Raw genomic sequence first — 24,998 nt, 5'->3', positions numbered from 1 at the left:
CAAGAACGGTTAAATCGCCCTAAATTCGGCAAAATCAGACGTTGATTCTGAGCACACGTTCAGCTTTTAGATGGGTAGTTGATCACGAACGTGCGCTGACAGCCGCGTTTAAAATCAGCACTTTTATAGTTAAGACTTGCCAGTTGGTCCTGAAATAGGTTGTCAGACATGATCATCTGAATTTTAACTGGCTTTAATCGAAAGAGTCACAATAATTCGATTCGGTTCATCTGTCAGTTAATTTTGAGGACCTTGCTAAGAAACGGTTGCTAATTTTGGCAACGGACGTCAAAGAAATTAAAAAACGTCACTTAAGTTAACAGGGGGTAACCTAAAAATGGCGTTTGCACGTTTCTGTTTCTCTACTTTACATAATATATATTATCGAAAGCAGTCTTAATTTTACTCAAACTCGGGATTCAAACTCCCCATCAGCTTTTCACAACAACTTGTCTTACTTTTGTCTTCATTAGCACTTTAAATTTAAAGTGGCGGCGCTTTTTAAAATTGCAGCACGCCGTTTTGAATTGCAATTACACTGGTGTTCAATTACTGGTCCTAATGAAAAATATATGTTCACCAGCAATTTCAGCTAATGATCAAGTCATCAAGCTCAATCCGCTTTTAATTAATAAAATATTTTTTACGCCTGAGTGGCACTCTTTTAATTGTAACACAGCCATCGCTTTCCAACGAAAGCCAACTTGATTGAAAACTCCTGCAAGCCATTGCCGCTCTTTTATTTGTAAAAAGAAGCCTTATATTCTGGGTTTTCTGTGAATTATGCCTAAACCGTGTCTGGTTCATGATAAAATGAATTACAGGAGGATTTATTTTATGAAAAAGATTCGTAAATGGTTACTGGGCGGTCTTCTAGCCCTGCTGCTTATCATTATAATTGGTGTGATTGTGCTTAAACAGCAAGCCTATACACCCAGCACCGCCGCTACGACCGCAGCCAAAACCAGTATCATGGTCAGTTCGACAACCAAATTTCAAGGAAACGACGCCAATCCCCAGATTATTTTCTATCCCGGCGCTTTGGTGGATCCCAAAAGCTACAGTATCTGGGCTCATCAGGTTGCTCAAGCTGGCTATTCCGTTTATATCGTTCACTTTCCCTTAGATCTCGCCGTTCTGCGGGTTAACGCTGCGAACAAAGTCCGTACTAAACAGAATTACGTGATTGGTGGCCATTCGCTTGGCGGTACCATGGCTAGTCGGTACGCACATCAGCACCAGAAAGGACTTAAAGGCGTCTTTTTCCTGGCCAGCTATCCGGAAGCTAAAGGGAGTTTGCGGCACACCAAAGTCCCCGTCTTATCACTAACCGCAACCCGTGATGGTGTTCTGAACCAAGCGCACTACCAACAGGCCAAACGTTTCCTACCTCAAGAAACTAAGTATGTCCAGATTTCTGGCGGTAATCACGCGGGTTTCGGAAGCTATGGTCATCAAAAAGGTGATCATGACGCCACGATAACGGTAAAAAAGCAACAACGACTTGTCGCCCACCGGTTAATCACCTGGTTGAATAATCGGGTTCGCTAATGGCTATTAACTTATCAGCCGCAATCATTAGTGAGGTTTAATAAAAATAGTCTAAAAAAACACTCTGAGCTCGGCATAAAACCGACTCAGAGTGTTTTTGTGCGTTTTGTGATTATATATGTTCTTGGCAACGTCAATGTTTATTTAACTAAATCATTTAAGTGAGTCTGTGTTCGCATCGGCCGCTAGCCAAACCGACTGGTCACTAACACACTTAGTAAAATCAGGAACAATCCACCAAAGAAGCCACTAGAGATAGGCTCTTGGAGAAATAACCAACCTAAAATACTACCGACTACCGGTTGAATCAAGAAAAAGATTCCAGAAGCCGGACTATCGAAACGCCGCAAGCCCTGGTTCCATAGGAAAAAGGCCAGCGCCGTCGAAATGGCACCCAGATAAAAAATACTCAGGAAAATGTGGGGACTCCCCCAGTGAATCGTCTGTAAGACCTGGTGTTGGTACCCAATGACGGGAGTCAAGCAGATGATGGCGACAACGGTTGCCAGTAAAGTGACCTGCAGGCCATCATATTCTGACCCAATCAGTTGCACTAACGCTGACATTAAGGCCCAAGTCAGTGCCGCAATCAGTAAGCAAATGACCCCTAATGCAATATGCTTCCCGGTAACTTGGTGACCGACAATAGCAAGAACACCACTACTAGCCAACGCTAAGCTTAACCAATGGTACCAGTGCGGTCGTTGCTTGAGTAAGGGCCAACTAAAGAGAATCATAAAGGCGGGCGTAGCCGTTGTGACGACTGATCCTAGCTGGGCTGAAGACAGCCAAGTTCCCGTTTCCTGGGCCACGATAGAAATCGTATCACCGATAATTCCCACCAACCCAATCAATCCTAGGTTACGCCAATCCCAATGCCATTGGATGCGGCGCAGTAACGCTAGTGCGAGCAGAACCACTGCTCCCACGACGTAACGCAACCACACTAGCTGAATTGGTAGAATCTCAGCCACAACACTTTTGACGACTACAAACATACCGCCCCAAATGGCCGCAGCCAACACGAGATCAACACTTCCGAGTATTCTATTAGTTTTCAAGATAAATTCCTCCGCTTATTTTATTTAACTTGCGATAAAATCAGCGGACACGCGCCGCTGATTAGTGGCGCGTCGGAACATCACATTCAAATAATGGTGCTAAAAACATTAGTCTCACTTCCTTAGAAAAAGTATTACCAGTATATCATAGGGCCTAGATTGGCGCTAACTACGTGGTTATTCGGTCATTCCTGACAAAAAGCACGCATCAACCAAGCCGCTTCATTTACCTATGAAATTCAGTGGGCACTTAATTTGAGACCTACTTAAAAAGCTTCGATTTTTGAATTACTCACCAAAAAAGGCATAATCACCGTTTAGCGGGCGATTATGCCGAGACATTTAAAACTTCAATTCAGTTAAAATTTGTTTAGTAATGGGCGTCAAGTCAACGGGCAAATCTTGCCGTGAAAAGTACTGAACCTGACTGGTTTCATTGCTCGTCTGCACGGTGCCCGTGGCCGTTAAAGCGTAGACGGCGGTAACTGAATCAATCTGGTCACCGTTAGGATACCGATACTGCATGTTTGGACCACTGACGACCGTCAACAGCTTCGGGTGCTGACCAACCAAGCCGGTTTCTTCATGTAGTTCACGGCTGGCCGTGGTGACCAGACTTTCGTCCAATTCCTTGGACCCAGCTGGTAAACCCCATAGTTGATTGTCACGGCGTTTGACCAGCAAGAGCTGGTCCGCTTGCACGACCAAAGCGGCTGCCCCAACCACAATCAAGGGCTGCGACCCCACAACCTGCCGCAAATTTAACACGTATCCCATCTGTTTGCCCCCGTTCTTTTACGCTAGTTCCACTTCTGTTGAATGAAGGCCTCACGACCACCCATTTCTTCAATTTGGTAGCGGAACGGGTTGCGGCGGTAAAAGTCCTGGTGTTCTTCTTCCGCAGGGTAAAACGGTTGGGCGTCCTCAATCTGCGTGACGATAGGATCATCGAACCGACCACTTGCAGCCAGCTTACGTTTAGAAGCCGTCGCAATTTGCCGTTGTTCTGGACTGTTCACGTAGATGACGGGTCGGTAACTGTCGCCGCGGTCCTGGAACTGACCGCTGGCATCGGTCGGATCCGTTTGGCGCCAGTAGATTTCGACTAGTTCGGCATAACTGATAACGTCTGGGTCGAAAGTAATCTCGACGGCTTCCGTGTGGCCCGTAGTGTGCGATGCCACTTCTTCGTACGTCGGGTTGACCGTGTGGCCACCAGTGTAACCAGAAACTACAGATTTGATGCCGGGTTGACTGTCAAAGGGCTTCACCATGCACCAGAAACAGCCGCCCGCAAAAATTGCGGTGTCAGTCTTAGCCATTGTTGGACCCTCCTTGCTTAGGAAATAGTTGGGCAAAGTCAGCATAGCCGGCTTCAGCTAATTTGCTAGCCGGAATGAATTTCAAGGCTGCCGAGTTGATGCAGTAGCGCAAGCCACCTTTATCGGTCGGCCCATCCGTAAAGACGTGGCCCAAGTGGGATTTCCCCTCTTGGCTCGTCACCTCTTGGCGGACCATACCGAATGAGTGATCCGTATGTTCGACGACGTTTTCGGCCGCAATGGGCTTGGTAAACGCCGGCCAGCCGCAGCCAGAATCATACTTGTCCGTTGAACTGAACAGTGGTTGACCACTGACGACGTCCACGTAGATGCCCGGTTCAAAGAACTGGTCGTACTTTCCCGTGAATGCGGGTTCCGTCGCGGCGTTTTGGGTCACGGCGTATTCTTCGGTGGTCAAGCGTTGCTTCAGATCTGCTGGTGTTTCCTTTGCTGTCATCCGAATCCCTCCTAGTCAATTGTGTGCAATTATTTCGCACTATCTAATATTCTAAATTTTTTAGCGCAAATAGCAACTATCTTAACTCGTGAATTGATGTCCCTGATTCATCTGGGATATTCTGAAATTATTATCGCCAAACTGTGCCCTGCTTGAACTAGCATCATTTGGGATAAGGAAAGCCCCTTAGCTAGCAACACTATGGTGAGAACTGCATGGGGTAAAACCGATGCAATAGTGATTAGAACTAATGCCACGTAATAAGCTTGAACATTCCGCCGCAAAGCTTTACTCATTTCGACTGGCCTTCTTTCTCCCGCAGTAATTACAATTTTGATTCATCTTCAATTTCAATGGAGAAAGTTTTGAAGTTTGAGCTATCAACGCCGAACCTTTTAGTTAATGTCTTAATTTTCTCAAAGTGACCATTGCCGCTTGCTTGACATATTCCAGCAGATTGAAATCAAGTTCCCCCTAATGTTAGGCGGATAATACCGGTAACCATAGCGATTTCGGCGTTAAAGGCTAAACTATCGGCCGACTGGATCGCCGCTATGGTGCGTGTCATGTACGGCCTAGGGCTTTTGACCTAATTAACATTGGGGTCTCTCCCATATAGGCAAAATCAATTTATTATGATAAAATGCTCATTAATAATTAATCTAAATATAATCAACCGGATCAAATCTGTCAACTAACACTGACACCTAATGCTTTAACCAAACTAGAGTAACCATTAAATTCTTAAGCACCGATCGAAGTCATTATTCTTCGTGACTTCCCCAAGCTTTAGTATGATAAAAAATAGGTCATGGCGTAAAGCTCACCGATGACCAGGTTTACCACTCTTACAGGTTAGGAAGTGTCTTCCATGAATTCAACTTTTATCTTATATAACGGAAAACAGGTCGATTGGTCCATTAAAAAGATTTTGGATACAGATGAATTTGACAGTTTCATCGGTGTGACCTATTCTGCATCCCCCAAATTTATCAATCATTACTTGTCTGCGTTCCACATGCTAACGCTTGTCGTTGGTATCCCGGAACATTCAGTCCAAGCTGCCAACAATGAGGAATTAGAACGACTATCCGTAGCCAACACCTTGGACTCAATTTATGAAGGTGACTCGACTAAACTTTATCAAGCATTGACGCCTCAAATGCGCGAGTCTGTAATTGATCATCGTTTTTCGATGCGAATTCCCATTCCCGGTCTCGCCATCCACGAAAAGTTATACCTATTAAGCAACACCGATAGTGGTAAAACGCGGGTTATCATTGGCTCGGCTAATTTATCTGACATGGCTTTCAACCCTAAAACCAATCAAATGGAATCCCTTGTCATTAGTGATGACCCTCAGCTTTACCACCTCTGGCTGCAACACTTTACGCTGGACATCAAGCCTAATCTAACCGATTATTTTCCCAAAGAATTATTGCATCGCACTCATCCCAATAACGTTGAGTTTAGTCCAGAACCCGTTAAGAGCTTGGACTTGTTTACCAATAATCCTACGGCAGAAGCGGCTGTCATCCTTTCACCAGACGCCCTCAATGCTGATGACATGGCAGCCATTAAAGCTAATGATACGGCTATTAAAGCCCAAGCAATTCAACGGGGAATTCAAACAAAAATTTTAAGTCCAGAGCTACCGCAACGAATTCAAGAAATTACGAACGCTAAAAGTAGAGCCAAACAAGCAGAAAAAGACAATGATCAAAAAATCAAGACCAAAACCATCTACAAAATGGCTGATGACATCATCACCGTTAAAAAAGGACAACACCCAACCATTGCGCCGCCCCGAACCTTAACGACTAAACTCATTAAAACACTACATACTAAGGTCACTCAGCCCGTGAGCGAAACTGTAAGTGAGCGGCCGCGACTATTACGACAAGATACGCAATTTAACCCCGAAAAAAATGAAAGTGGGCTATTAGCTCCAAGCGTCGTTAACCACGACGAAGCAGTCTCGTTCGGTCGATACGCCAGCCTAGCCGAAATAAAAAGCTCACTCCAAACGATTGCGACGTTGATTGCCAGTTATACCGCGTATACCATCAAACCAGATAAAACAGAGTCCAAACGTGTCTATGAAACCATTCTCTATGCCTTTACAGCGCCGTTTATTTCATATATTCGCAATCATTTGACTGGGAGCACCTCGGAAGCAGACGTCCCCCTGTTTCTATTCATTGGTGGGCGGCCTGGGTCGGGGAAAACGTTACTCTTAACCTTAATTGCTAAGATGATTAAACTGAACGTCGATTCTCAACAGATTATGAATTACGCCAGTATCGTCCCCCAACAAGCGCGCAACGCCAAGGCCAACGGTATTCGACAAATTAGTCGGTGGCTGATTGAGACAAAAGTTTATCCGTTGCTAATTGACGAAGTTCCCGATTTCTTCTTTAGTAAGGCTCGTGATCTAATTGTGGATTCTAATAATACCGCGAACGAAAATGGGGATGAATATCCGGTATTTATTGGAACGACCAATACAGTTGATTACCATTTGAATGCTCGTGCCGCTCGCCGTGCCTATTACTTAAAAATCAGTAACATCTTCGATAAAAATCATTCTAAGGATTGTTCCATCGCCTACGAAAAAGTTGCGAACGCCTTAGACAACACCCTGTTTAAAGATTTTCTTATGCGATTTGAAGAAAAGATACACGATGTCAATACGACCTTTGTCACCGACATCAATGGTCAGAAACATGATTTTTTAATTGTCACTCGGCAAATATTTGAGGACTATTATACGATGTGTCACTTGCCCTTACCCGATTTCTTTCCTAAGGGGATGATCGACGATGCCGCTCAATCAGGACGCGAACTATGGCGCAATCTCTATTTAAGCCATCCGGAGAGTTTTACCTACCAGCCTAAAAATCGTAACTTACTTTATGACATCACTAACTTGGACACCAACGCCCCCAAATTTGGTGATAAACCTTCCCAAAAATATAAAGAAGCCTTACCCCCTACCGTTTTCAATGACGATTTTGGGGGCAATATTTTACCGTTATCAGTCCCCGAATTTTTCACTTGGATAGATGTCACCGATCCTTATCAATCCCATAGCATTTTGGCAAGCCTTATAAGGCCTTTTCGCAAATAAATTTCCAACAAATAGCCCCCTAAGATGGCAATTAAGCGCCAATCTTAGGGGGCTATTCTGTACCTTTAAAATTTCTAGAAGTCATTCAAATTAATTTAACTAATTGAATACCCGTGCCACCCCGGCAATGTCCGACCGTTGACTGTTCTTAATCGGTTGAATCATGATTCGTGGTGGCCAGCTTTCGATGACCTTGCCCTGCCCCAGGTAAATGGCCACGTGCCAAATCGTGTGGGTCCCCGGCTGGTAGTAGAAAATCAAGTCGCCGCGTTGCTTATGCTGGTAAGCCACGTGCTTGAACTGCTTGCTGGCCCAGAGGTTCCGGGAGTTCCATTCGTTCCCTGGGAAAGCGTGGTGAATGGCACTGATTGGTTGAGGATTAATGCCGCCAGCGTATAAAGCTTGCATCACCAATCCAGAACAATCGGTCCCGTAGGCCGGACTACTGGAGGAACCGACCAAATAAGGGTTTCCTAGGTAAAGGCGAGCCTGCTTGATCATGGCGTTGATGTGGTCTTCACGCCCGTTCCAGGCGTGCGCCCCCAGCGGTGCAACGTACGCGTCAATGCTAGTCCAACTGGCCTTGGAGAAGCCAAGTTTCACCCAGGTCTGCTGATTCACGTTGCCCGTGACCTTTAGATGATGGCGTTTTTGGAACGTCCGGACGGCGCGATAAGTCGCCGCATTGTACTTGTTGTAGCCGTTAGCGGTCCCTAAGCGCCGCATAATCTTCCAGGTCTTGATTCCTTCGTAGTTCCGCTTGACGGTGTACCCAACCTGTCCGTAAGGCTTAATCTGGGAATAGCTAACTTGATAGTACCGCTTGGGATTTTGATACCCCGCGGTCTTCGCGACAAACGCCCGGTTAGCGGTCACGTATTTTCCGGTCGTCGTTTTGAGGACAGGCGCGTGCCCTTTGGCTTGGATCACCTGACTGATTTGAGCGTAATGATTCTTGTGGATTGTTGCCAGTCGCTTGGTCTTGGCGGCATCTTGATAGTAAACCACGGTCTTTTTGGTGCAGATGATTCCTGGATTGGTAGTGTAGTACTTGGCGCTCGCCTGGGCATCCCCGATTCCCCCAATCGTGAGTCCCCCTAACGCGAACATCAGCGCCAATAAAGCTTTATGTGTCATACGGCATCCCCTTTAAAAAAATAGTTAATAACCCTTCGTCCTTAAAGCTAACCATTTTAGCGCTAAAATCGATTAAAAATCGTATAATCCGAAAAAACGCTGGTTAACTAACGTTAAGTATACCGCTAAAGTCACGTTAAGCGACCCTTTTTCTGCTTTAAATTAATGACGTTGACCCTCTCCTCCAACTGGCAGTGTAGACGAAGCTTCAAAGGAAATTTTTATCCGATTAACACCACACCCAAAAAACGGCTAATCAACTTACTGTAGCGTTGACTAACCGGTCCTAAAGCCCTTATTTAATTGCACATTATGATGCCTAACTTAATCCGATTCACCGGCCGGCGTACTGTACCGTTCCTTAACGCCCAGCACGTCCACTTTTTGGATGCCCTCCGAGCGATTGCGGTAATACATGACGCTCCGGGAAGAGGGGTTATGATTCAACCCCATTGCATGGCCCAGTTCGTGTTCGGCCACGTGTTCGTCGTCGGCATGGGAGTAACCAAACTCAGCTAATAACGCCGGGTTCAACGTACTGATCACGGCAATTAAGTCGTTATGGCGCGCCCAGTATTCGGTCACGCCCACGTTATCGCCCATTGTCGCGGATTGTTTGGCCGTGTCCGTGGTCAGTTTGATTTGCGCGGTCTTTGCCGTTCCCTTTTTAAACTTAAACGCCCCCGTTTTGTTCCAGGCCTTAATCGCATCTTGCCAAATTGCTGGGTCAGTTCCATGATTTGCTTGACGGCCTCGTCGCCCCGGTCAGCCACGTTATCGGTGGCGCCAAATTCCTTGGCTAAGGCTTGCCGATCGGCGTGGCGACTAGTCGAGATGCTTTGCTTAGCGCCCATCAACTTGGCCGCGATGATGCCGCATTGGCCCACGGCTCCGTCACCTAAGACCACGACCGTGTCACCCGGCTTCACGTGAGCCACGCGCGCCGCGTGGTAACCCGTCGGCATCACATCGGCTAAGGTCAATAAGGACTTCAACATCCCCTCGCTGTAGTCGCTGGGTTGACCCGGAATCTTGACTAGGGCCCATTGTCCGTGTTGGAAGCGGACGTATTCAGCTTGGTCGCCGTCGCTAAAGTTGTCCGTGTGCGATTGGCAAACACCATCGTAGCCGGCCAAACAAGCGGGACAGTGGCCACACCCGTGGGTGAACGGCGCAATCACGAAATCGCCGGGTTTGACCGTGGTGATGTCTTCGCCCACGGCATCGACGATTCCGATGGCTTCGTGCCCGGAATTTTCGGAATTAGCTTCCTTATCATCGAAGCCCCGGTAGGCCAAGAGGTCGGAACCACAGACACAGGCCCGCACGATGTGGAGAATCACGTCATCGGGTTGTTGAATGGTGGGTTTATCAATGTCGGCGACCTTCATTTGGCCGGCCTGCGCAAAAACAGCTGCTTTCATTTAAGAATCCTTCCCTTCGCTCTATTGTTATCCAAAACGCGGCGGTTTCCCGTGCGTCCGGATAACAATTTAATTATACCCGTTTCGGTCTTAACTAGGGTGGCAAATTACTTACGGGGCGTCACTAATGACAGGAGCCACTAGTTGAGACTAAAGCATCCCCGTAATCACGGTAAGTCGACCGTCATCACGGGGATGTCTCTCTCAGTAAATAGAATTTGTTTTTAGCCTTACCGCTTAGGACGCCGCGACGTCGCGCAAGACTTTCATCAACTTGGCCTTGGTTTCGAAGCCAATCCCCGGAACCTGCGGCAACTTCACGTAACCGTCTTCGATGGGTTCATCGTCCGCAAAGCCACCGAACGGTTCAAAGATACCGGGATAGGATTCATTGCCCCCCAGTTTCAAGCCAGCCGCGATGTTCAACGACATTTGGTGCCCACCGTGCGGGATGCACCGGCGAGACGACCAGCCATTTTCCTTCAACATCTTCAAGGTCTTCATGTATTCGACCAGGCCGTAACTCAAGGCACAGTCAAATTGGAGGTAGTCCTTGTCGGGGCGCATCCCCCCGTAACGAATCAAATTCCGCGCGTCCTGCATGGAGAAGAGGTTCTCCCCCGTGGCCATGGTCTGCGAGTAGTAACGGCTCAGTGTATTTTGCAGCTGGAAGTCGAGCGTGTCACCGGGTTCTTCATACCAGAATAAATCGTACGGCGCCAACATGTCCGCGTATTTGATGGCGGTCGGTAAATCTAAGCGACCATTGGCATCGACGGCCAAGTGTTGCCCGGATGGGACGACCTTCAACGCTGCTTCGATTCGGCGCTGGTCTTCTTCCAGGCTGTTGCCAATCTTCATCTTGACGACCGAGTAGCCCAAATCTAAGTAGCTCTTGAGTTCTTTTTGGAGCATAGTGTCGTCCTTGCCCGGTTGGTAGTACCCGCCGGCCGCGTAAACGAAGACCTTGTCATCGGGATGGCCATCCCCGTAGCGTTCGGACAGTAACTTGTACAGCGGCTTTTCTTCGATTTTTGCCACCGCGTCCCAAATGGCCATGTCGATGGTCCCCACAGCAACGGATCGCTCACCGTGGCCCCCAGGCTTTTCGTTGGTCAACATGAGGTCCCAGAGCTTGAACGGGTCCAAATTAGTCCCGTCCGCGGTTAAGTAGTCTTCCGGCTTGGCCTGCATGATGCGGGGAATCATGCGTTAGTTGATGATACCACTCGGGGCGTAACGACCGTTGGAGTTGAACCCATACCCAATCACGGGCTGGCCATCGCGTTTAACGTCCGTGACCACGGCCACGACCGACACGTTCATTTTTGAGAAATCAATGTATGCGTTACGGATACTAGAACTAATTTTAACGGGCTTTTCTTTAATCGCAACAATCTTCATAATTCAGTAGTCTCCATTCAATTAAACCTGATCGACGGTTGAATTTAGACTAAGCGCTTAATCTAGCTTTATTGTAGTTAATGTATACATTAATGTCAAGGTGACTATTTCCCAGTTGGCGTTTCCTTATGGCGAATAATCTGGACCATTTCCTGACTCCCGCGGTGCCGGTGGCCCACCATGAGTTCTTGCGCGGCCTGGGCATTTCGCGACCGGATGGCAGCGATGATGGCCCGGTGTTCTTGCAGTGACTGGACCGGTAACGTCCGGTCGTCGATGGCGTACAACCGGGCCCGGTAGAGTTGGTCGGCGTAACTCCCAATCAGAATTCCCAGCCGGTGATTGGGCGTCGGGGCCACCAGTTGGCTATGAAACTGCTGATCGATCTGCACGTAACGGCGTAGGTCTTGCGCCTGCATTGCCGCGTCTTGCTGGGTGATGAGCGTCTCAAGTTGGGTCAACTGTTGGTCGGTGAGCTGGGAGGTTACCAGGGCCGTTGCCAAGCCCTCCAGCGTTGCACTGATCTGGGCGATTTCCGTAATGGTTTGGGCTTGAATCGGGGCGACCTGAAACCCCCGCCGCGGAATCACGGTCCCCCAGCCGGCCGCTTCCAAACGAATCAATGCTTCGTGAACGGGAGTGCGACTCATCGCTAATAGGTCGGCAATTTCCCGTTCCAAAAAGGAGTGCCCGGGTTGAAGATATAACTCCCGGATTGCTTTCAAAATCGCCGTATACGCTTGGCGCGTCAACGAAGCGTGCGCCACCTCTTCACGGTACTGTTTTAAAACGGTACTTAACGTGTTATCTGTCATCAAAACCCCTCATTTCTAGCGTAAATTTCTCTTTTAAGTATACAACGTATGCGTTAAATTAACCTAACGCGGGGTGAAAAAGTTATTTCCCCGAAAATTTTCGGCCGCCACCCGGATAGCATCGATTTAACGTATGCATCACCCCATAAAGGTTTTCGACTCTAATCGGGTCGCAGAACGTTTCGGTTATCACTGGCCCCTAACCTGTGATAACATTAAAGACATTCTTGAAAGATTAGAAGGTAAAATTATGACAACTCGTTCCACCATCACCCAACCACTGGGAACTCGCTTAACCTATACGCATGAGGGCCTGACCCTCCCCGTGTACCGGTTTGGGACCGGCCAACCGATTCTGCTGTTGCACGGCTTTCCCGAAGACGCGGTCAGCTGGAACCACGTGGTCGCCCGACTCGCGGCGGCGGGTTACCAGACCTGGGTCCCCGAGATGCGGGGCTACGCCGAAACGGCGCAGCCTAAGGGCCGAGCGGCGTACACCGTGGTGCATTTACTCGGCGATTTAAACGCCCTGATCACCCACTTTCAACTCTCGACTGTCCACTTGGTCGGCCACGACTGGGGTGGTCTTCTCGCTTGGAAATTGGCGCAAAAATGGCCCCAACGAATTACAACGTTGACAGTGATTGCCACGCCGCATCCCCAAGCGATGGCCTGGTCGTTCCACCATTCCACCCAGCTGTTGCATAGTGCCTATATCGGGGGCTTCCAGGTCCCTGGGTTACCGGAAGTCATCGCCCATAAAGGACTCAAAACTTTCTTGCGGCGTTCAGGGTTAAGCCAGCAAGCGACCGAGTACGCCCTAGCTCGGTTCAAGACGCCGGCCAGTTTACGCGGCCCCATCAACTGGTACCGCGGGTTGACGGTGCCTAACCAGCCGCATATGAAAGACCATTTGATCCACATGCCTACGACCTATCTTTGGGGCCGGCACGATGCCTTTTTGGGCGCCGCGGCCGCAAAGAAAACGGCGGAATACGTCAAGGCGGATTACCGCTTCATCCCCGTCGACGCTGGCCACTGGATTCCGGAAAACCATCCCGACGTGGCGGCACAAGCGATTTTGGATCGAATCACGTCCGCGAACGCTTAACGACTATAACTAATTAAATTTAATGCGAAAATCGGCAGTTAGTGTTTAGGTAAGCTAAGCACTGACTGTCGATTTTTGTGATTTGTCATTTTTCCGGTCCTACTGTTAGGGTATACGTCAAGTTTGCCGTGTAGGTGCCAGCGTAACTGTCACTGGGCCACTGGAGTGTGGAACCGTCGAAATCGATGGTGGCCGACCCGGTATCTGTTTGTTTCGAAGCACTTAGCAATTCATGAGCTTCATCATTAGGAACCAAGCGTAAACCAGGAATCACTGTTAAGTTAGATAACGCCCGGTTAGACTTATCCGTAGTATGGAGATTCAAAGCAACTCCCGTTGGCACTGCGTGAGGGCCCTGAAACGTTCCTAGCTTTACATTAACATGCCAATCTTGTGACGTGGGGTTGAACACAGTTAAGGTTGGCGCTGGTGGGGTGATTTGACTTGGCATCATGTGAGCTTTCAACATTATAGGCTGAAACTCAAAACTTGAAGGTGACATCGTTAGCCTAATTGCGGAAGAAGATTTATCTGAAATACTTTCTTTTTCTGTTTCAAAATTTTTGACAATATTTTGTAAATCTTGCGAATCTTGCGAATCTTTTGCCTGCTGTACTTTTTTTGCAATACTTTTATTACCAGGAAGAGAACCTAGCAGATTGCTTATTATTTTTTTATCACTTTCAAATTTTTTGGGTGAACGATTTTTCAATAACTCATCTATCATATTATCTATAAACTGAAGCATACTTGACAAATTAAAGAAGTTCGGCCATAAAGATTTTTTCTGCTTTATTCTTTGTTCCTGGATGCTAGCTTGACTCGGTAATGGTCCGCTTACGCCAAGGCAAAAGCTTAAAGTCACGACCACAAAAAGCAACCCAATTTTATGCATCCTCGTTTTTAACCATCGCACCACTGTCCCCTCTTTCCCGAATCCTTCACCCCTTCAAGTGGTGGCGTAATTGCGGCTGCGCCCATGGCAAGCGGTGCCCACGGAGCGCGTAAAGGTTCAATGCCAGTAAGACTAACACGACGCTCTTTAAAACAATCAGTCCAATGAGTAACCAGTTCACTGGCTTCTTTGGTCCCAGACTAGCGATGTGTTGCTTAACGCTTTGCGCTTGTTGCGGGGTGATGGTCACCGGTACCGTGAACGGAAAGGTAAAGCCGCCCTGTGTCGATAGGTTACCAGTTAAGGTGTACTTCCCGGCCGCAAGCTGGTGTTGCTGTGGCGCTAAATTCAAATTGAAGCGGCTCTGGGGCGCTAACGTCAGCGGTCGTTGATCAAATTTGGCCACCGTCTTGCCCGTTGCTTGTTGGAGCTTCGCCGTCAGTTGTCCCTGACCTACCAGTTCGGCCGTGTGGTTGAACATCCCCAATGCCAATTGCGGCTGCCCATTTACCAGCCGGTACTGACCACCTTTGAACGTGATGTTGGGTGGGAGTAGTTGGCTTAACCGATGGTTGTAAAACTCACAAGCCACCACGTAGTTCGTTCGCGCCACGATGCCAGCAGTCCGGTGTTTGGCCGCTTGAGTGTGCTGCGAGTCATTGCTTTGACTCACCGTGAACCCCGTCAACATGATGCCCTTGAAGGACTGTTTAGGCGCCGTCAACTGGAAGTCCACAAGTCGTGATGTGTGGGCGGGAACGGTCACGTGGCGTTGGCTAGGCGCAAAGAGCGTTGCCGCTTGGGCCGGTAATTGGGCGAGATGATTGCCAATGCTGTAGTCTAGCGTCCCGTTGGTATTGGTTCCCGCCACCCGCGGAACTACCGCGTAAGCGCCCAGTTGTTGAGACTGGTTCGTGACCCGAAGGCTTAGCGTCCGGTGTTCGCGGGGATGCACCGGGAATTGAAAGTACGCTATGTGTGAAGCATTGTCGCGAGGAAGTACGGGCGTGACCGTAAAACTAGCGGGCGCTGCTGCCTGATCAGCATGGGCACTGGGGCCACCAAACCAGAACCACCCGCTGAGAATTAGGAAACAAACCAGAGCGCGTTTCAACATAAAAATCCCTCCCTGGACATGACCAAAGCTCCCCATAAGGAGGAGCCCTGGTGTGACCGTTTAGTCGTCAATTGTGCTTAAGATTGTTTTTGAGGACCAGAAGTTAACGTGTACGTTAAATCTGCGGTGTAGGTCCCTGTACGATCAACGCCACTAAAATTCGTCAACTTAGGTTGTAGTGTCATCGATAACGTTCCCATGCCGTCTTCATCATTCTGAGGTGCACTGAACAACGTCTTTGGTGCAACTTTCTCAGTCGCTGTTGTGGGACTGGCTAGCGTTTCTTGAGTGGTCTTTAACTTATCCGTTGCGTCGGTTTTTGACAAAGCGCTAGAGTCAAATTCCAAAGTTCCTTGTGGCTTTTGGTCCTTGTTGACCGTATTAAATTGTCCTAAAGTGGCGGTTAAGCTCCAGCTGCTACCGTCACCTAAAAAGTTATCGATTTTCAGATCACCACTATTTGCTGCGGGCACGGCTTTGTCTAAACTATCCAAGCCGACATTGAAGTCAAAAGATGGCACAACGGCTTTACCATTATCTGTGGCAAATGCCAAGGTCCCGGGCGTTACCGCTACCGTGGCCTTACCGGTAGCGGTCTGCGGTGCCGTAGTAGTCGTATCGCCGGTAGCTGCTAATGCTGGGGTTACGGCGAACCCCAGTGGCAGGACCAATCCTGCCACCGCTAACGCTGAAAACAATTGTTTTTTAATCATCATATTTGTCGATTCCAGGGGTTAGCGACCGTCCGGTAAACGGCTGAAATCTTTCCGACCTTTCTTAATTTTAGGAGACGGTCATCAGTAAGTGACGGGAAAACGACTTTCGGCTCGATTACGCCACCGACCAGCGCTATTTCGTCACCTCCACTTAGTCGGCGTAGTTCTTTGCCTTAACCACCCGGTCTTTTACCGGATTAGTAACTAAAATTTAGCCTCTCACTTACCTTACCAAAGCATACTGCAGAACTTGTGTTATGAAAAACAATTAGACTAACGAACTTTTTATAATGTGATTAATTATTTTATAATCCAATCAGCGCACGAAGACATCCTAAAAAGGACCCAATCCACAACGGAATTGAGTCCTTTTTTGAACACCGTATCGCCATAAACGATGACGGTTTGAATTTTCAGTTAAAGTTTAGCCCGCAAACGCATCGGTCAATGGTGGCACGACTTGCTTTTTCCGGGAAACGACGCCTGGTAAGCTGGCGCGGTTTTGCGCTAACTTCACGTTAAAGGCCTTTTCTACGGCGGCTTGGCTGTCGTCGTCCCCAACGACGATCAATTCGGAGTCGCTGGTCAAGACGTTCGTGGCTAAGGAAATGAACAAGTCGTAACCCTTGTCCGTGCTTTCGGCTTGCATGGCTTTTTCCAGCCCGGCTTGCCGGTCCAAGACGTCGTTCAAATCGACCGTGTTGATTTGGTCGATGCGAACGTTTTTACCGTTCATGTCGAAGGACTTCGCATCAGCGTCGATCAATTCTTGGTCGCTCTTAGCGGATAAGTTAGTGCCGGCCTTTAACATGGCAATGCCATAGCTTTGCACGTCGATGTCGGCGATTTCAGCTAATTCCCGGACAGCTTCCCGGTCAACGTCGGTCGTGGTTGGCGACTTGAGTAACAGGGTGTCAGAAATGATGGCAGACAGCATCAACCCGGCTAACTTAGCTGGAATCTCAATCTTAGCTTCGTTGAACATTTCCACTAAGATCGTACTGCAGCAGCCCACTGGTTCGGCCCGGTAGTATAATGGCGCCGCCGTTTCGAAGTTGCCAATCTTGTGGTGATCAACGACCGCGTCGATGGTGACTTGGTCGCGGTCCGCAACACTTTGTTGGGCTTCGTTGTGGTCCACTAACATCACGTGGTCCGTTTCGTTAGCCACCGTCTTGACGACCCGGGGTGCGGGTTCATCAAAGTGGTTCAACACGTAGTTGGTTTCCATGTTGGGGTCACCTAAGGCCACGGCTTCAACGTCCTTGCCCTTTTGGGTTTGGTAGTAAGCGAAGGCCTTGGCGGCAACGATCGCGTCCGTATCCGGATTCTGGTGACCAAAAATCAATACTTTACTCATGGATAAAAACTCCTTTAACGAGATTAGTTTAAGTGTAGCTTAGTTGTTACGCAATTGTTTGAGCCGCGAGATGTAGTCATCGGTATGCAAGTACCGGTCGAATTGGGCCAGAAAATGGCTAATCCGCGGGATCTCCGCTTTGCCCTTGCGAAAGACAAAGGCTAAATCAAAGCGGATGTTGGGGTCAAAGTGCGCCGTCCAGGTGTCGGGCAGTTCATCTTGACCAATCATAAACGAATTGGGCAAAGCCGTTGCCGCTTGCGTCTGCATTGAAAAATGCAAAAGCTGTAACGGCGTGGTGAAGTTATCGACGCTCTTCGGAAAATCGGCCAACTGGTTCTTGTAAGCTTCATGCAACGTTTGGTTCAAATAGTAGCCCTCTGGATACATGACCCACGGCCCGTTGGTGGTATCCTGAAACTTGATGCGCCGTTTCTTGGCCAGCTGCTCATCGTGGTGGATATACAACAGGTCATCGGAAATAATCTTCTTGGAATCGTAAGGTTTCCAATTCTTGATCGAATCGTCTGGCAAATACATGATGGCCAAATCGATACGGTTATTTTCCAGTTGTTCCCAAATTTCTTTCCGGGTCAACATGTAAAACGAAATCCGAATCCCAGGGTTGTTCTGGTACGACATAATCGCGAAGTCCTCGAACACTGCGTCTTCGATGGAGGCCAACAGGCCAATGTTGATCTCACCTTGGGTGGCACTCGTGGCTTGCTGAATCTGATCGGTCGCCTGATTTAAAATCCCGTAGATTTCGTGCGTCGCGTTCAGCATAGTGTAGCCCGCGTCCGACAGTCGCAGCTTTTTGCCGACGGAATAAAACAACGGGGCGCCGACCGTCCGCTCGAGTTTCTTGATCTGCTGGGTCAAGGCGGGTTGCGTAATGCCTAAAATCTGCGCCGCCTGGGTATAATTCATTGTTTCAGCCAGCTGTAAAAAATACGTTAAAGTTTTGGAAGAAAAAATACTTTCCTGTTTGGTCTTCATCGCTTTTTCTCCTTATGACCGGAGTGCCGAGCAATCTCGGAGCACTCGTTAGCCTAATGGTTACCATTACTCACAATGATAGCCTGCGGGGACTGAAAGCGCAACTAATTCTGCTTATAAAAGCATTTATACTGGCTTAACTGACAACTAGTTCGATGGGCTTCAGACGTAACTGAATTGGCGTTCCCTCGACGTCCGTGTCGACCACGAATGAGCCGTTGGAATACCGACCGCTCAATGGGTGGTCCGTCGGCAAGACATCGTGGGTCCGTTCCCGGTCCGTGATGATCTCTAGCGCTGGGTTCTCACTTGGGACCCGCAAGAAGTCGACGACTCGGTGTGGATTACGCTTGAGTTCGTGGAGAATCAAGACCCCACGCCGAGCCCGACTGGTGACCGTCAGTTCTGTCATGGCTAGCCGTTTAAACCCACCGCGTTGCGTGATTAAGGCGATAGTGTCAGTGTCAGTGACCAACGCCAAATTAACGACCTGATCATCGTCGCGCAGGTCCATGGCGCGAACCCCCGTGGTCCGGGCCCCGTTGACGGAGACTTCATCAATCGAATAGCGTAACGCGTACCCGTTTTGCGAAACCAATAAGACGCCCCGGTCATCGGTCGGTTCAGCCAGATATTTCACCGCCACGACGCGGGCTTCGGGATGCTTTAGCTTCTCGTAGACCGCTGCCCGTTTCTTGTAAGTCCGGCCCGGTTTCAAGGTCGCAAATTCAGTCTGCTTGATATAGCCATCGCTAGTCGCAATCAAGAAGCGTCCGGTTTCGGCCAGGGAACTAAAGGCGTAGGTCGCCACGATTTCTTCATCGCTTTCCAACCCAATGGTCTGCGAGAGATGTTCGCCAGTCTCTTTCCACTTGACGTCCGCGATTTCATGCACCGGCCGGTAGATCAAGTTTCCCCGGTTGGTAAACATCATCAAGTGACTCAACGTGCTCAATTGGGCCATAAAGATGGGATAATCCGCATCCTTCAAACCGTTTTCGGCGGCGTCCGAAGCCGCATACGACCGTAAGCTGGACCGTTTCAAGTAACCATCGTGACTGACCATGACCACCACGTCTTCGTCGGCGACCGTGACTTCCGTCTTGATCTTCAACGTTTCGATTTGGTCTTGAATGGCCGTTCGGCGCGGATTACGGTATTCTTTGGCGATGGCCTTGAGTTCTTTTCGCAGGACCGCATTGAGCTTCTTGGGCTCCGCTAAAATCTGCCGGTCGGTCTCAATGGCGGCCGCCAGCTTAGCGGCCTCGTCTTCCAACTGGGTCACATCGGTGTTGGTCAACCGATAGAGCTGCAAGGCCACGATAGCGTCGGCCTGCTTCTCGGTGAAGTCGTAAGTGCTGACCAGATTGTCCCGGGCATCCCGCCGGTTCTTCGAGGCCCGAATCGTCGCAATGACCTGGTCCAAGATGGATAAGGCCTTGATTAGCCCCTCGACGATTTGTTGCCGGTCAAGTGCCTTTTGTAGATCATACTTGGTCCGGCGCGTAATCACATCGCGTTGGTGTTCCAGATAGGCCGTTAAGATAGCGACTAGCCCCACGTGCTCTGGCCGTTGATGGTTGATAGCCACCATGTTGAAGTTGTAGGTGACCTGTAACTCGGTGTTCTTGAACAGGTAGTTCAAAATTCCTTGGGCATCGGCGTCCCGTTTCAATTCGATTGCGATGCGTAAGCCGTCCCGGTCGGTCTCGTCGCGGACTTCGGCCAAGCCCTCGACCTTCTTAGTCAAGCGAATCTCGTCGATTTTCTTGACCAGTTGGGCCTTGTTAACTTCGTAGGGAATCTCCGTGACGATGATTTGACTCTTGTTGCCCCGTAAGGGTTCGATGGTGGTCTTCGAGCGGACTTCAATGCGGCCGCGGCCGGTCTTGTAGGCCTGGATAATCCCATCTTTCCCCTGGATGATGCCGCCCGTAGGAAAATCGGGTCCGGCCACGAACTGCATCAAATCGGCCAAGGTGGCTTGGGGATGGTTCAATAAGTACACGCACGCATCGATGGTCTCACCTAAATTATGCGGTGGAATCTCCGTGGCGTACCCCGCTGAAATCCCCGTGGCCCCGTTAACCAAGAGGTTGGGGAACCGCGCTGGTAAGACAGTCGGTTCGTACTCGGTGTCGTCAAAGTTCAACGTCATGTCGACGGTGTTCTTCTCAATGTCGCGGAGCATTTCCCCCGAAAGTTTACTCAACCGGGCCTCGGTGTACCGCATAGCAGCCGCCGGATCCCCGTCCATCGAGCCGTTGTTCCCGTGCATTTCGACGAGGGGTTCGCGGACCTTCCAGTCCTGACTCATCCGGGTCAACGCTTCGTAGATTGAGCTATCGCCGTGGGGGTGAAAGTTCCCCATGACGTTACCGACTGACTTGGCGGACTTCCGGAAGCCCTTGTCGTAGGTGTTGCCGTCCTTATTCATGGCGAACAGGATTCGCCGTTGAACGGGCTTTAAGCCGTCACGAATGTCCGGTAAGGCCCGTTCTTGAATGATGGATTTGGAGTAGCGACCGAAGCGGTCACCCATGACCTCTTCCAACGTTAATTCTTGTATTTTTTGTCCTTCACTCAAGACTTGTTAACTCCTTTCACCGCGCAATTAGGCTTGGCCCTTAGACTCGGTCCCCGTGATGAGGTCCTGGTCATCGTCTTCGAGGGTAAATTGAACGTTGTTTTCGATCCATTTCCGCCGGGGTTCAACTTTGTCCCCCATCAACGTGGTGACTCGCCGTTCGGCTAAGGCCGCGTCATCGATCTTCACCCGAATCAGGGTTCGGTTATCGGGGTCCATCGTGGTTTCCCATAACTGACTGGCATCCATTTCCCCCAGCCCCTTGAACCGTTGGAGGTGGTAACCGTGGGTCGGGATATGCTTGGTCTTTTCTAAGAGTTCGTCGTTGGTCCAAGCATACTCGATGCTGGCCTTCTTGCCGGTCCGTTGAATCCGATACAACGGTGGCAAAGCAATGTAGACCCGACCGGCGTCAATCATCGGCCGCATGTACTTGTAAAAGAAGGTCAACAGCAAAATTTGGATGTGAGCCCCATCATCATCGGCATCGGTCATGATAATAATTTTATTGTAGTTAGCGGCGTCGATGTCGAAATCGGCTCCTACGCCCGCCCCAATGGTGTAGATCATGGTACTGATTTCCTTGTTTTTCATGATATCCGGCAATTTGGCCTTTTCGGTGTTCAAGACCTTTCCCCGTAACGGGAGAATCGCTTGGAACTTCCGGTTTCGGCCCTGCTTTGCCGAGCCGCCGGCAGAATCCCCTTCGACCAAGAAGAGTTCGTTCTTCGCCGAATTCTTCGACTGGGCCGGCGTTAATTTCCCGGACAGCAGGCGCTCATGGCGCTTGTGTTTTTTCCCATTGCGGCTTTCGTCTCGAGCCTTACGGGCGGCCTGGCGGGCTTGGCGGGCCTGGGTGGCCTTGCGAATCAACATTTTACCAAAGTCGCCGTTTTCCATCAGGAAGTAGGTCAGTTGTTCGGCCACGATGCTATCCACGATGGTGCGGGCTTCGGGGGTCCCCAGTTTTTCCTTAGTCTGCCCTTCGAATTCCAAGAGGTTTTCTGGGACCCGCAGTGAAATCACGGCGGATAATCCTTCACGGATGTCGGAGCCTTCTAAGTTCTTGTCCCGGTCCTTGAGCAGGCCAACCTTGCGCCCATACTCGTTGAAGGCCTTGGTCCAGCCACTACGCATCCCCGCTTCGTGGGTCCCACCATCCTTGGTCCGGACGTTGTTGACGAACGACAGTAGGTTTTCGGTGTAGCCGTCGTTGTATTGAGCGGCCACCTCGACTTCGATGCCATCTTTCTTCCCGTCGAAGTACAGGATATCGCCTAAGGTATCCTTGTCTTCGTTGAGGTAACTGACAAATTCCTTGATGCCGTCTTCGTAGTGGTACTCTTCTTCGCGTTCTTGTCCGGCGCGTTCATCGGTCAGGGTGATCTTCACGCCCTTCAACAGGAAGGCCGATTCACGCAGACGTTCTGCTAAGGTATTGAAGTTATAGACCGTGGTGGTGAAGATTTCTCGGTCCGGTTTGAACGTTAATGTCGTCCCGTTGTGCGCCCGCGTCTTGCCTAATTTGGTGAGCGTCCCTTGGGGATGGCCGCCCTGGGCGAACTTTTCCTGGTACCGGACACCATCGCGCACGATGGTGACGGTCAACGTACTCGATAAGGCGTTGACCACGGAAGCCCCGACCCCGTGCAGGCCACCAGAGGTCTTGTAGCCCCCTTGGCCAAATTTACCCCCGGCATGTAAGACCGTTAATATGACTTCTGGGGTGGGAATCCCGGAGGCATGCATCCCCACCGGCATCCCGCGCCCGTGGTCCACCACGGTGATACTGTTGTCGGCGTGGATAGTCACGTTGATTTCCTTCCCGTAACCGGCCAAGGCTTCATCCACGGCGTTGTCGACAATTTCATAGACCAAATGGTGCAGGCCCCGACTGTCGGTCGACCCGATGTACATACCCGGACGTTTACGAACAGCTTCCAATCCCTCCAAAACTTGAATGGAGGAATCGTCGTAAGTTGGTTTTGCTTTCGCCATACGTAAATCTCCCTTTCGTTTCCAAACTCTTTTTTGCGCATACTCTTAGTGTACCCCATCCCGAACATATGTTCAATAAAGGTGGTCAAAGACCGCTACGAGTAGCCATAACCACATTATCATACCACAGCGACCCGATAAAAAACTAGGTTCTCTAAGGATAATTGGCGTTCTGGGAAAAACATGCTAAAATATAAAACAGCTTTAATTGGTGGTGGGTTTACCCCATCACGGTACTCAAGAGCGGAGGAATGTGTTGTGAAACTCGTTAGCTTACTTATAGTGGCCTATCTGTTGGGGGCAATTCCCAACGGGGTCTGGATTGGTAAAGCTTTCTTTAAAACCGATATTCGTCAGGCTGGTTCCGGTAACATTGGGACCACCAACACGTATCGGGTCTTAGGTCCCTATGCGGGGACGGTCGTCATGGTCTTGGACATTGCCAAGGGCACGGTGGCGACCTTACTGCCGATTTGGGGCCACGTCACGACCGGTTTAGGCCACGCGACCCCGTTACTGTTCGGGTTGTTCGCGGTCCTGGGCCATACCGTCTCGGTCTTCGACCACTTTAAAGGTGGCAAGGCTGTCGCCACGTCTGCGGGGATGCTCCTCGCTTATAACCCGTTGATGTTCGGTATCGCTGCAGGCTTGTGGGTCTGCTTGATCTATTGGACCAGCATGGTGAGTCTGGCCAGCATGATTGCCTTTACGTTGATTACTTTGATTTCGCTATTTTTCCACGATATTTATTTAACGGGCATCGCGCTGATCCTTACCCTCTTCATTTTTTACCGGCATCGCAGTAACATTCGGCGGATCCGACAAGGGACCGAGTCGATGGTCCCCTTCGGCCGGGGGTTTCGGCGCCGGTCTTCGAAAGGCTAGACATCGTCAATGTGACTAACCAGCGGTTCAGTATCCTTTCTGGGATGGCTGGACCGCTTTTTTAGGCGGTCAAAAAGGACTCAGAAAATTTTTCTGGGTCCTTTTTCACGTCGATTTTAGAAATAGGTGACCTTAGAAATAGGTGACCTGGTAGCCCGCGTTGAACTGTGCGTGGGCAGCCAGCTTTTGAATGGCCACCTTACTGGTCAACTCACCGGTCGCGTGCACGTCGTCAGCTAAGCCCCACCAAGGTTCCAAACAAACGAACGGCGCTTGTTTCGGGTACGGCGACCAGATGCCTAGATACGGGGCCGTAGTGGTCAATGCCACACCGTGGTCATCTCGGGGCGTGCCCAACATGACCGTGGTCTCCTGGTCGTTCAACGTGAGCACTTGGGCATCGTGGTCAAATAAGTCGTGACTCAAGCGTAAGGGGTGCGTGAGGTCTAACGGGACTGAATGGGTCGAATCACTGTATGGCCCGACTAACGGGACCCGTTGGTAGACCCGCTTGGGCGCCACCGTGACCTGGTAATCCTCGAACTTGTTGAAGACATCCCCGAATGGCACGTTAAAGCCAGGGTGGGCCCCTAACGAGAACGGCAACGTCTGGTCACTGGGGTTGTCCACCGTAAAGGCAACTTTGAGTTGATGGGCCGTGAGCGTGTACTTGACGGTCAAAGCGAAGTCAAACGGATACTTGGTCTTCGATTGGTCATCACTCGCGTAACGTAAGGTCACCGAACTGGGTGTCCGTGACCAGAGACGAAACTCATTATCCCGAGCAAAACCGTGCTGGGTCAGCTGATAGGTCTGGCCGTTGACTTGGTACTGATTATCCTGCAACCGACCCACGATGGGAAACAAGATAGGCGCATGGCGTGGCCAGTAGACCGGGTTCGCCTGCCACATATACTCCAAGTGACTGGCGTTGTCCTTGACGCTGGTGACTTCGGCGCCCAAAGGATTGATTAAAACCGTTAAATACTCATTGCTGATGGTTAACATTGAGGTCCCTCCAACTATTGT

At 49.8% G+C, this 24,998-nt stretch carries 21 protein-coding genes and 1 pseudogene; 4 read left to right on the top strand and 18 right to left on the bottom strand.

What is annotated here, in order from left to right; genetic code table 11:
* Positions 1 to 837 precede the first annotated feature (837 nt).
* Positions 838 to 1,551, top strand: a complete 714-nt coding sequence (locus H3M12_RS09220; RefSeq protein WP_182150653.1) for an alpha/beta hydrolase — start codon at positions 838 to 840, stop codon at positions 1,549 to 1,551.
* A gap of 185 nt (positions 1,552 to 1,736) precedes the next feature.
* Here the strand turns inward: H3M12_RS09220 and H3M12_RS09215 are convergent, their stop codons facing one another.
* The 4 genes from H3M12_RS09215 to msrB form a co-directional block, all read right to left on the bottom strand.
* The gene (locus H3M12_RS09215) at positions 1,737 to 2,612 is read right to left on the bottom strand and encodes a DMT family transporter (RefSeq protein ID WP_129031423.1); all 876 of its coding nucleotides are present in this window, start codon (positions 2,610 to 2,612) and stop codon (positions 1,737 to 1,739) included.
* 342 nt (positions 2,613 to 2,954) lie between these two features.
* On the bottom strand, positions 2,955 to 3,389 hold the full coding sequence (locus tag H3M12_RS09210) for an NUDIX domain-containing protein (protein WP_129031424.1): 435 nt from the start codon (positions 3,387 to 3,389) through the stop codon (positions 2,955 to 2,957).
* A gap of 23 nt (positions 3,390 to 3,412) precedes the next feature.
* Positions 3,413 to 3,934, bottom strand: a complete 522-nt coding sequence (gene msrA, locus H3M12_RS09205; RefSeq protein ID WP_129031425.1) for a peptide-methionine (S)-S-oxide reductase MsrA — start codon at positions 3,932 to 3,934, stop codon at positions 3,413 to 3,415.
* Positions 3,927 to 4,391, bottom strand: a complete 465-nt coding sequence (msrB, locus tag H3M12_RS09200) for a peptide-methionine (R)-S-oxide reductase MsrB (protein WP_129031426.1) — start codon at positions 4,389 to 4,391, stop codon at positions 3,927 to 3,929. The genes msrA and msrB overlap by 8 nt, the downstream gene beginning before the upstream one ends.
* An 871-nt stretch (positions 4,392 to 5,262) precedes the next feature.
* Here msrB and H3M12_RS09195 point away from each other — a divergent pair.
* The gene (locus H3M12_RS09195) at positions 5,263 to 7,521 is read left to right on the top strand and encodes a hypothetical protein (RefSeq protein WP_182150652.1); all 2,259 of its coding nucleotides are present in this window, start codon (positions 5,263 to 5,265) and stop codon (positions 7,519 to 7,521) included.
* A gap of 99 nt (positions 7,522 to 7,620) precedes the next feature.
* Here H3M12_RS09195 and H3M12_RS09190 read toward each other — a convergent pair whose 3' ends face one another.
* The 6 genes and pseudogenes from H3M12_RS09190 to H3M12_RS09170 all read right to left on the bottom strand — a co-directional run bounded on the left by H3M12_RS09190 (position 7,621) and on the right by H3M12_RS09170 (position 12,301).
* Complete coding sequence (locus H3M12_RS09190) at positions 7,621 to 8,658, bottom strand: DUF5776 domain-containing protein (protein ID WP_129031428.1); 1,038 nt, start codon at positions 8,656 to 8,658, stop codon at positions 7,621 to 7,623.
* A 324-nt stretch (positions 8,659 to 8,982) separates the two neighbouring features.
* Entirely contained in the window at positions 8,983 to 9,363 is a 381-nt protein-coding gene (locus H3M12_RS09185; protein ID WP_233449240.1) for a matrixin family metalloprotease, read from the bottom strand.
* An 8-nt stretch (positions 9,364 to 9,371) separates the two neighbouring features.
* Positions 9,372 to 10,082 (bottom strand): annotated as a pseudogene (locus tag H3M12_RS09180) (alcohol dehydrogenase catalytic domain-containing protein); the annotation flags it as partial.
* Between the two features lie 237 nt (positions 10,083 to 10,319).
* Positions 10,320 to 11,291, bottom strand: a complete 972-nt coding sequence (locus H3M12_RS09175) for an enolase C-terminal domain-like protein (protein ID WP_325065010.1) — start codon at positions 11,289 to 11,291, stop codon at positions 10,320 to 10,322.
* A 3-nt stretch (positions 11,292 to 11,294) separates the two neighbouring features.
* Positions 11,295 to 11,486, bottom strand: coding sequence for a hypothetical protein (locus tag H3M12_RS13080; protein ID WP_318531338.1), 192 nt, complete (start codon positions 11,484 to 11,486; stop codon positions 11,295 to 11,297).
* Between the two features lie 104 nt (positions 11,487 to 11,590).
* Positions 11,591 to 12,301: a GntR family transcriptional regulator gene (locus tag H3M12_RS09170; RefSeq protein ID WP_129031431.1), complete on the bottom strand. Its 711-nt coding sequence runs from the start codon at positions 12,299 to 12,301 to the stop codon at positions 11,591 to 11,593.
* A gap of 250 nt (positions 12,302 to 12,551) precedes the next feature.
* Between H3M12_RS09170 and H3M12_RS09165 the strand changes: the two genes are divergently transcribed.
* Positions 12,552 to 13,412 carry an alpha/beta fold hydrolase gene (locus H3M12_RS09165; protein ID WP_182150650.1) on the top strand — a complete coding sequence of 287 codons (861 nt, stop codon included), beginning with the start codon at positions 12,552 to 12,554 and terminating at the stop codon, positions 13,410 to 13,412.
* A gap of 85 nt (positions 13,413 to 13,497) precedes the next feature.
* Here H3M12_RS09165 and H3M12_RS09160 read toward each other — a convergent pair whose 3' ends face one another.
* The 7 genes from H3M12_RS09160 to parE all read right to left on the bottom strand — a co-directional run bounded on the left by H3M12_RS09160 (position 13,498) and on the right by parE (position 23,084).
* Positions 13,498 to 14,307 carry a WxL domain-containing protein gene (locus tag H3M12_RS09160; RefSeq protein WP_182150649.1) on the bottom strand — a complete coding sequence of 270 codons (810 nt, stop codon included), beginning with the start codon at positions 14,305 to 14,307 and terminating at the stop codon, positions 13,498 to 13,500.
* A 46-nt stretch (positions 14,308 to 14,353) separates the two neighbouring features.
* Positions 14,354 to 15,424: a WxL protein peptidoglycan domain-containing protein gene (locus H3M12_RS09155; protein WP_182150648.1), complete on the bottom strand. Its 1,071-nt coding sequence runs from the start codon at positions 15,422 to 15,424 to the stop codon at positions 14,354 to 14,356.
* A 77-nt stretch (positions 15,425 to 15,501) separates the two neighbouring features.
* On the bottom strand, positions 15,502 to 16,140 hold the full coding sequence (locus tag H3M12_RS09150; protein WP_129031435.1) for a hypothetical protein: 639 nt from the start codon (positions 16,138 to 16,140) through the stop codon (positions 15,502 to 15,504).
* Between the two features lie 424 nt (positions 16,141 to 16,564).
* Entirely contained in the window at positions 16,565 to 17,500 is a 936-nt protein-coding gene (locus H3M12_RS09145; RefSeq protein ID WP_129031436.1) for a manganese-dependent inorganic pyrophosphatase, read from the bottom strand.
* A gap of 39 nt (positions 17,501 to 17,539) precedes the next feature.
* Positions 17,540 to 18,499 carry a LysR family transcriptional regulator gene (locus H3M12_RS09140; protein ID WP_182150647.1) on the bottom strand — a complete coding sequence of 320 codons (960 nt, stop codon included), beginning with the start codon at positions 18,497 to 18,499 and terminating at the stop codon, positions 17,540 to 17,542.
* Between the two features lie 136 nt (positions 18,500 to 18,635).
* Positions 18,636 to 21,041, bottom strand: a complete 2,406-nt coding sequence (gene parC, locus H3M12_RS09135) for a DNA topoisomerase IV subunit A (protein ID WP_233449239.1) — start codon at positions 21,039 to 21,041, stop codon at positions 18,636 to 18,638.
* A 72-nt stretch (positions 21,042 to 21,113) separates the two neighbouring features.
* Positions 21,114 to 23,084, bottom strand: coding sequence for a DNA topoisomerase IV subunit B (parE, locus tag H3M12_RS09130; protein WP_182150646.1), 1,971 nt, complete (start codon positions 23,082 to 23,084; stop codon positions 21,114 to 21,116).
* Positions 23,085 to 23,342: 258 nt separating this feature from the next.
* On the opposite strand from parE, the gene plsY reads away from it, so the two are divergent.
* Entirely contained in the window at positions 23,343 to 23,969 is a 627-nt protein-coding gene (gene plsY, locus H3M12_RS09125) for a glycerol-3-phosphate 1-O-acyltransferase PlsY (RefSeq protein ID WP_225423481.1), read from the top strand.
* A 132-nt stretch (positions 23,970 to 24,101) separates the two neighbouring features.
* On the opposite strand, the gene H3M12_RS09120 is transcribed toward plsY, so the two are convergent.
* Positions 24,102 to 24,977 carry an aldose 1-epimerase family protein gene (locus H3M12_RS09120; RefSeq protein WP_129031441.1) on the bottom strand — a complete coding sequence of 292 codons (876 nt, stop codon included), beginning with the start codon at positions 24,975 to 24,977 and terminating at the stop codon, positions 24,102 to 24,104.
* Positions 24,978 to 24,998 lie beyond the last annotated feature (21 nt).

This window comes from Levilactobacillus suantsaii (assembly GCF_014069315.1).
Taxonomy (GTDB): domain Bacteria; phylum Bacillota; class Bacilli; order Lactobacillales; family Lactobacillaceae; genus Levilactobacillus; species Levilactobacillus suantsaii.
The sequence above is the reverse complement of the archived record's forward strand: the minus strand, read 5'-3'. Positions and strand labels throughout refer to the sequence as shown.

Bases quoted from the DNA above. Each gene is read 5' to 3' on its own strand.
- H3M12_RS09220 (WP_182150653.1), top strand. From the start codon at position 838: ATGAAAAAGATTCGTAAATGGTTACTGGGCGGTCTTCTAGCCCTGCTG.
- H3M12_RS09210 (WP_129031424.1), bottom strand. From the start codon at position 3,389: ATGGGATACGTGTTAAATTTGCGGCAGGTTGTGGGGTCGCAGCCCTTG.
- msrA (WP_129031425.1), bottom strand. From the start codon at position 3,934: ATGGCTAAGACTGACACCGCAATTTTTGCGGGCGGCTGTTTCTGGTGC.
- msrB (WP_129031426.1), bottom strand. From the start codon at position 4,391: ATGACAGCAAAGGAAACACCAGCAGATCTGAAGCAACGCTTGACCACC.
- H3M12_RS09195 (WP_182150652.1), top strand. From the start codon at position 5,263: ATGAATTCAACTTTTATCTTATATAACGGAAAACAGGTCGATTGGTCC.
- H3M12_RS09190 (WP_129031428.1), bottom strand. From the start codon at position 8,658: ATGACACATAAAGCTTTATTGGCGCTGATGTTCGCGTTAGGGGGACTC.
- H3M12_RS09175 (WP_325065010.1), bottom strand. From the start codon at position 11,291: ATGATTCCCCGCATCATGCAGGCCAAGCCGGAAGACTACTTAACCGCG.
- H3M12_RS13080 (WP_318531338.1), bottom strand. From the start codon at position 11,486: ATGAAGATTGTTGCGATTAAAGAAAAGCCCGTTAAAATTAGTTCTAGT.
- H3M12_RS09170 (WP_129031431.1), bottom strand. From the start codon at position 12,301: ATGACAGATAACACGTTAAGTACCGTTTTAAAACAGTACCGTGAAGAG.
- H3M12_RS09165 (WP_182150650.1), top strand. From the start codon at position 12,552: ATGACAACTCGTTCCACCATCACCCAACCACTGGGAACTCGCTTAACC.
- H3M12_RS09160 (WP_182150649.1), bottom strand. From the start codon at position 14,307: ATGCATAAAATTGGGTTGCTTTTTGTGGTCGTGACTTTAAGCTTTTGC.
- H3M12_RS09155 (WP_182150648.1), bottom strand. From the start codon at position 15,424: ATGTTGAAACGCGCTCTGGTTTGTTTCCTAATTCTCAGCGGGTGGTTC.
- H3M12_RS09150 (WP_129031435.1), bottom strand. From the start codon at position 16,140: ATGATGATTAAAAAACAATTGTTTTCAGCGTTAGCGGTGGCAGGATTG.
- H3M12_RS09145 (WP_129031436.1), bottom strand. From the start codon at position 17,500: ATGAGTAAAGTATTGATTTTTGGTCACCAGAATCCGGATACGGACGCG.
- H3M12_RS09140 (WP_182150647.1), bottom strand. From the start codon at position 18,499: ATGAAGACCAAACAGGAAAGTATTTTTTCTTCCAAAACTTTAACGTAT.
- parC (WP_233449239.1), bottom strand. From the start codon at position 21,041: ATGGGTGACCGCTTCGGTCGCTACTCCAAATCCATCATTCAAGAACGG.
- parE (WP_182150646.1), bottom strand. From the start codon at position 23,084: ATGGCGAAAGCAAAACCAACTTACGACGATTCCTCCATTCAAGTTTTG.
- H3M12_RS09120 (WP_129031441.1), bottom strand. From the start codon at position 24,977: ATGTTAACCATCAGCAATGAGTATTTAACGGTTTTAATCAATCCTTTG.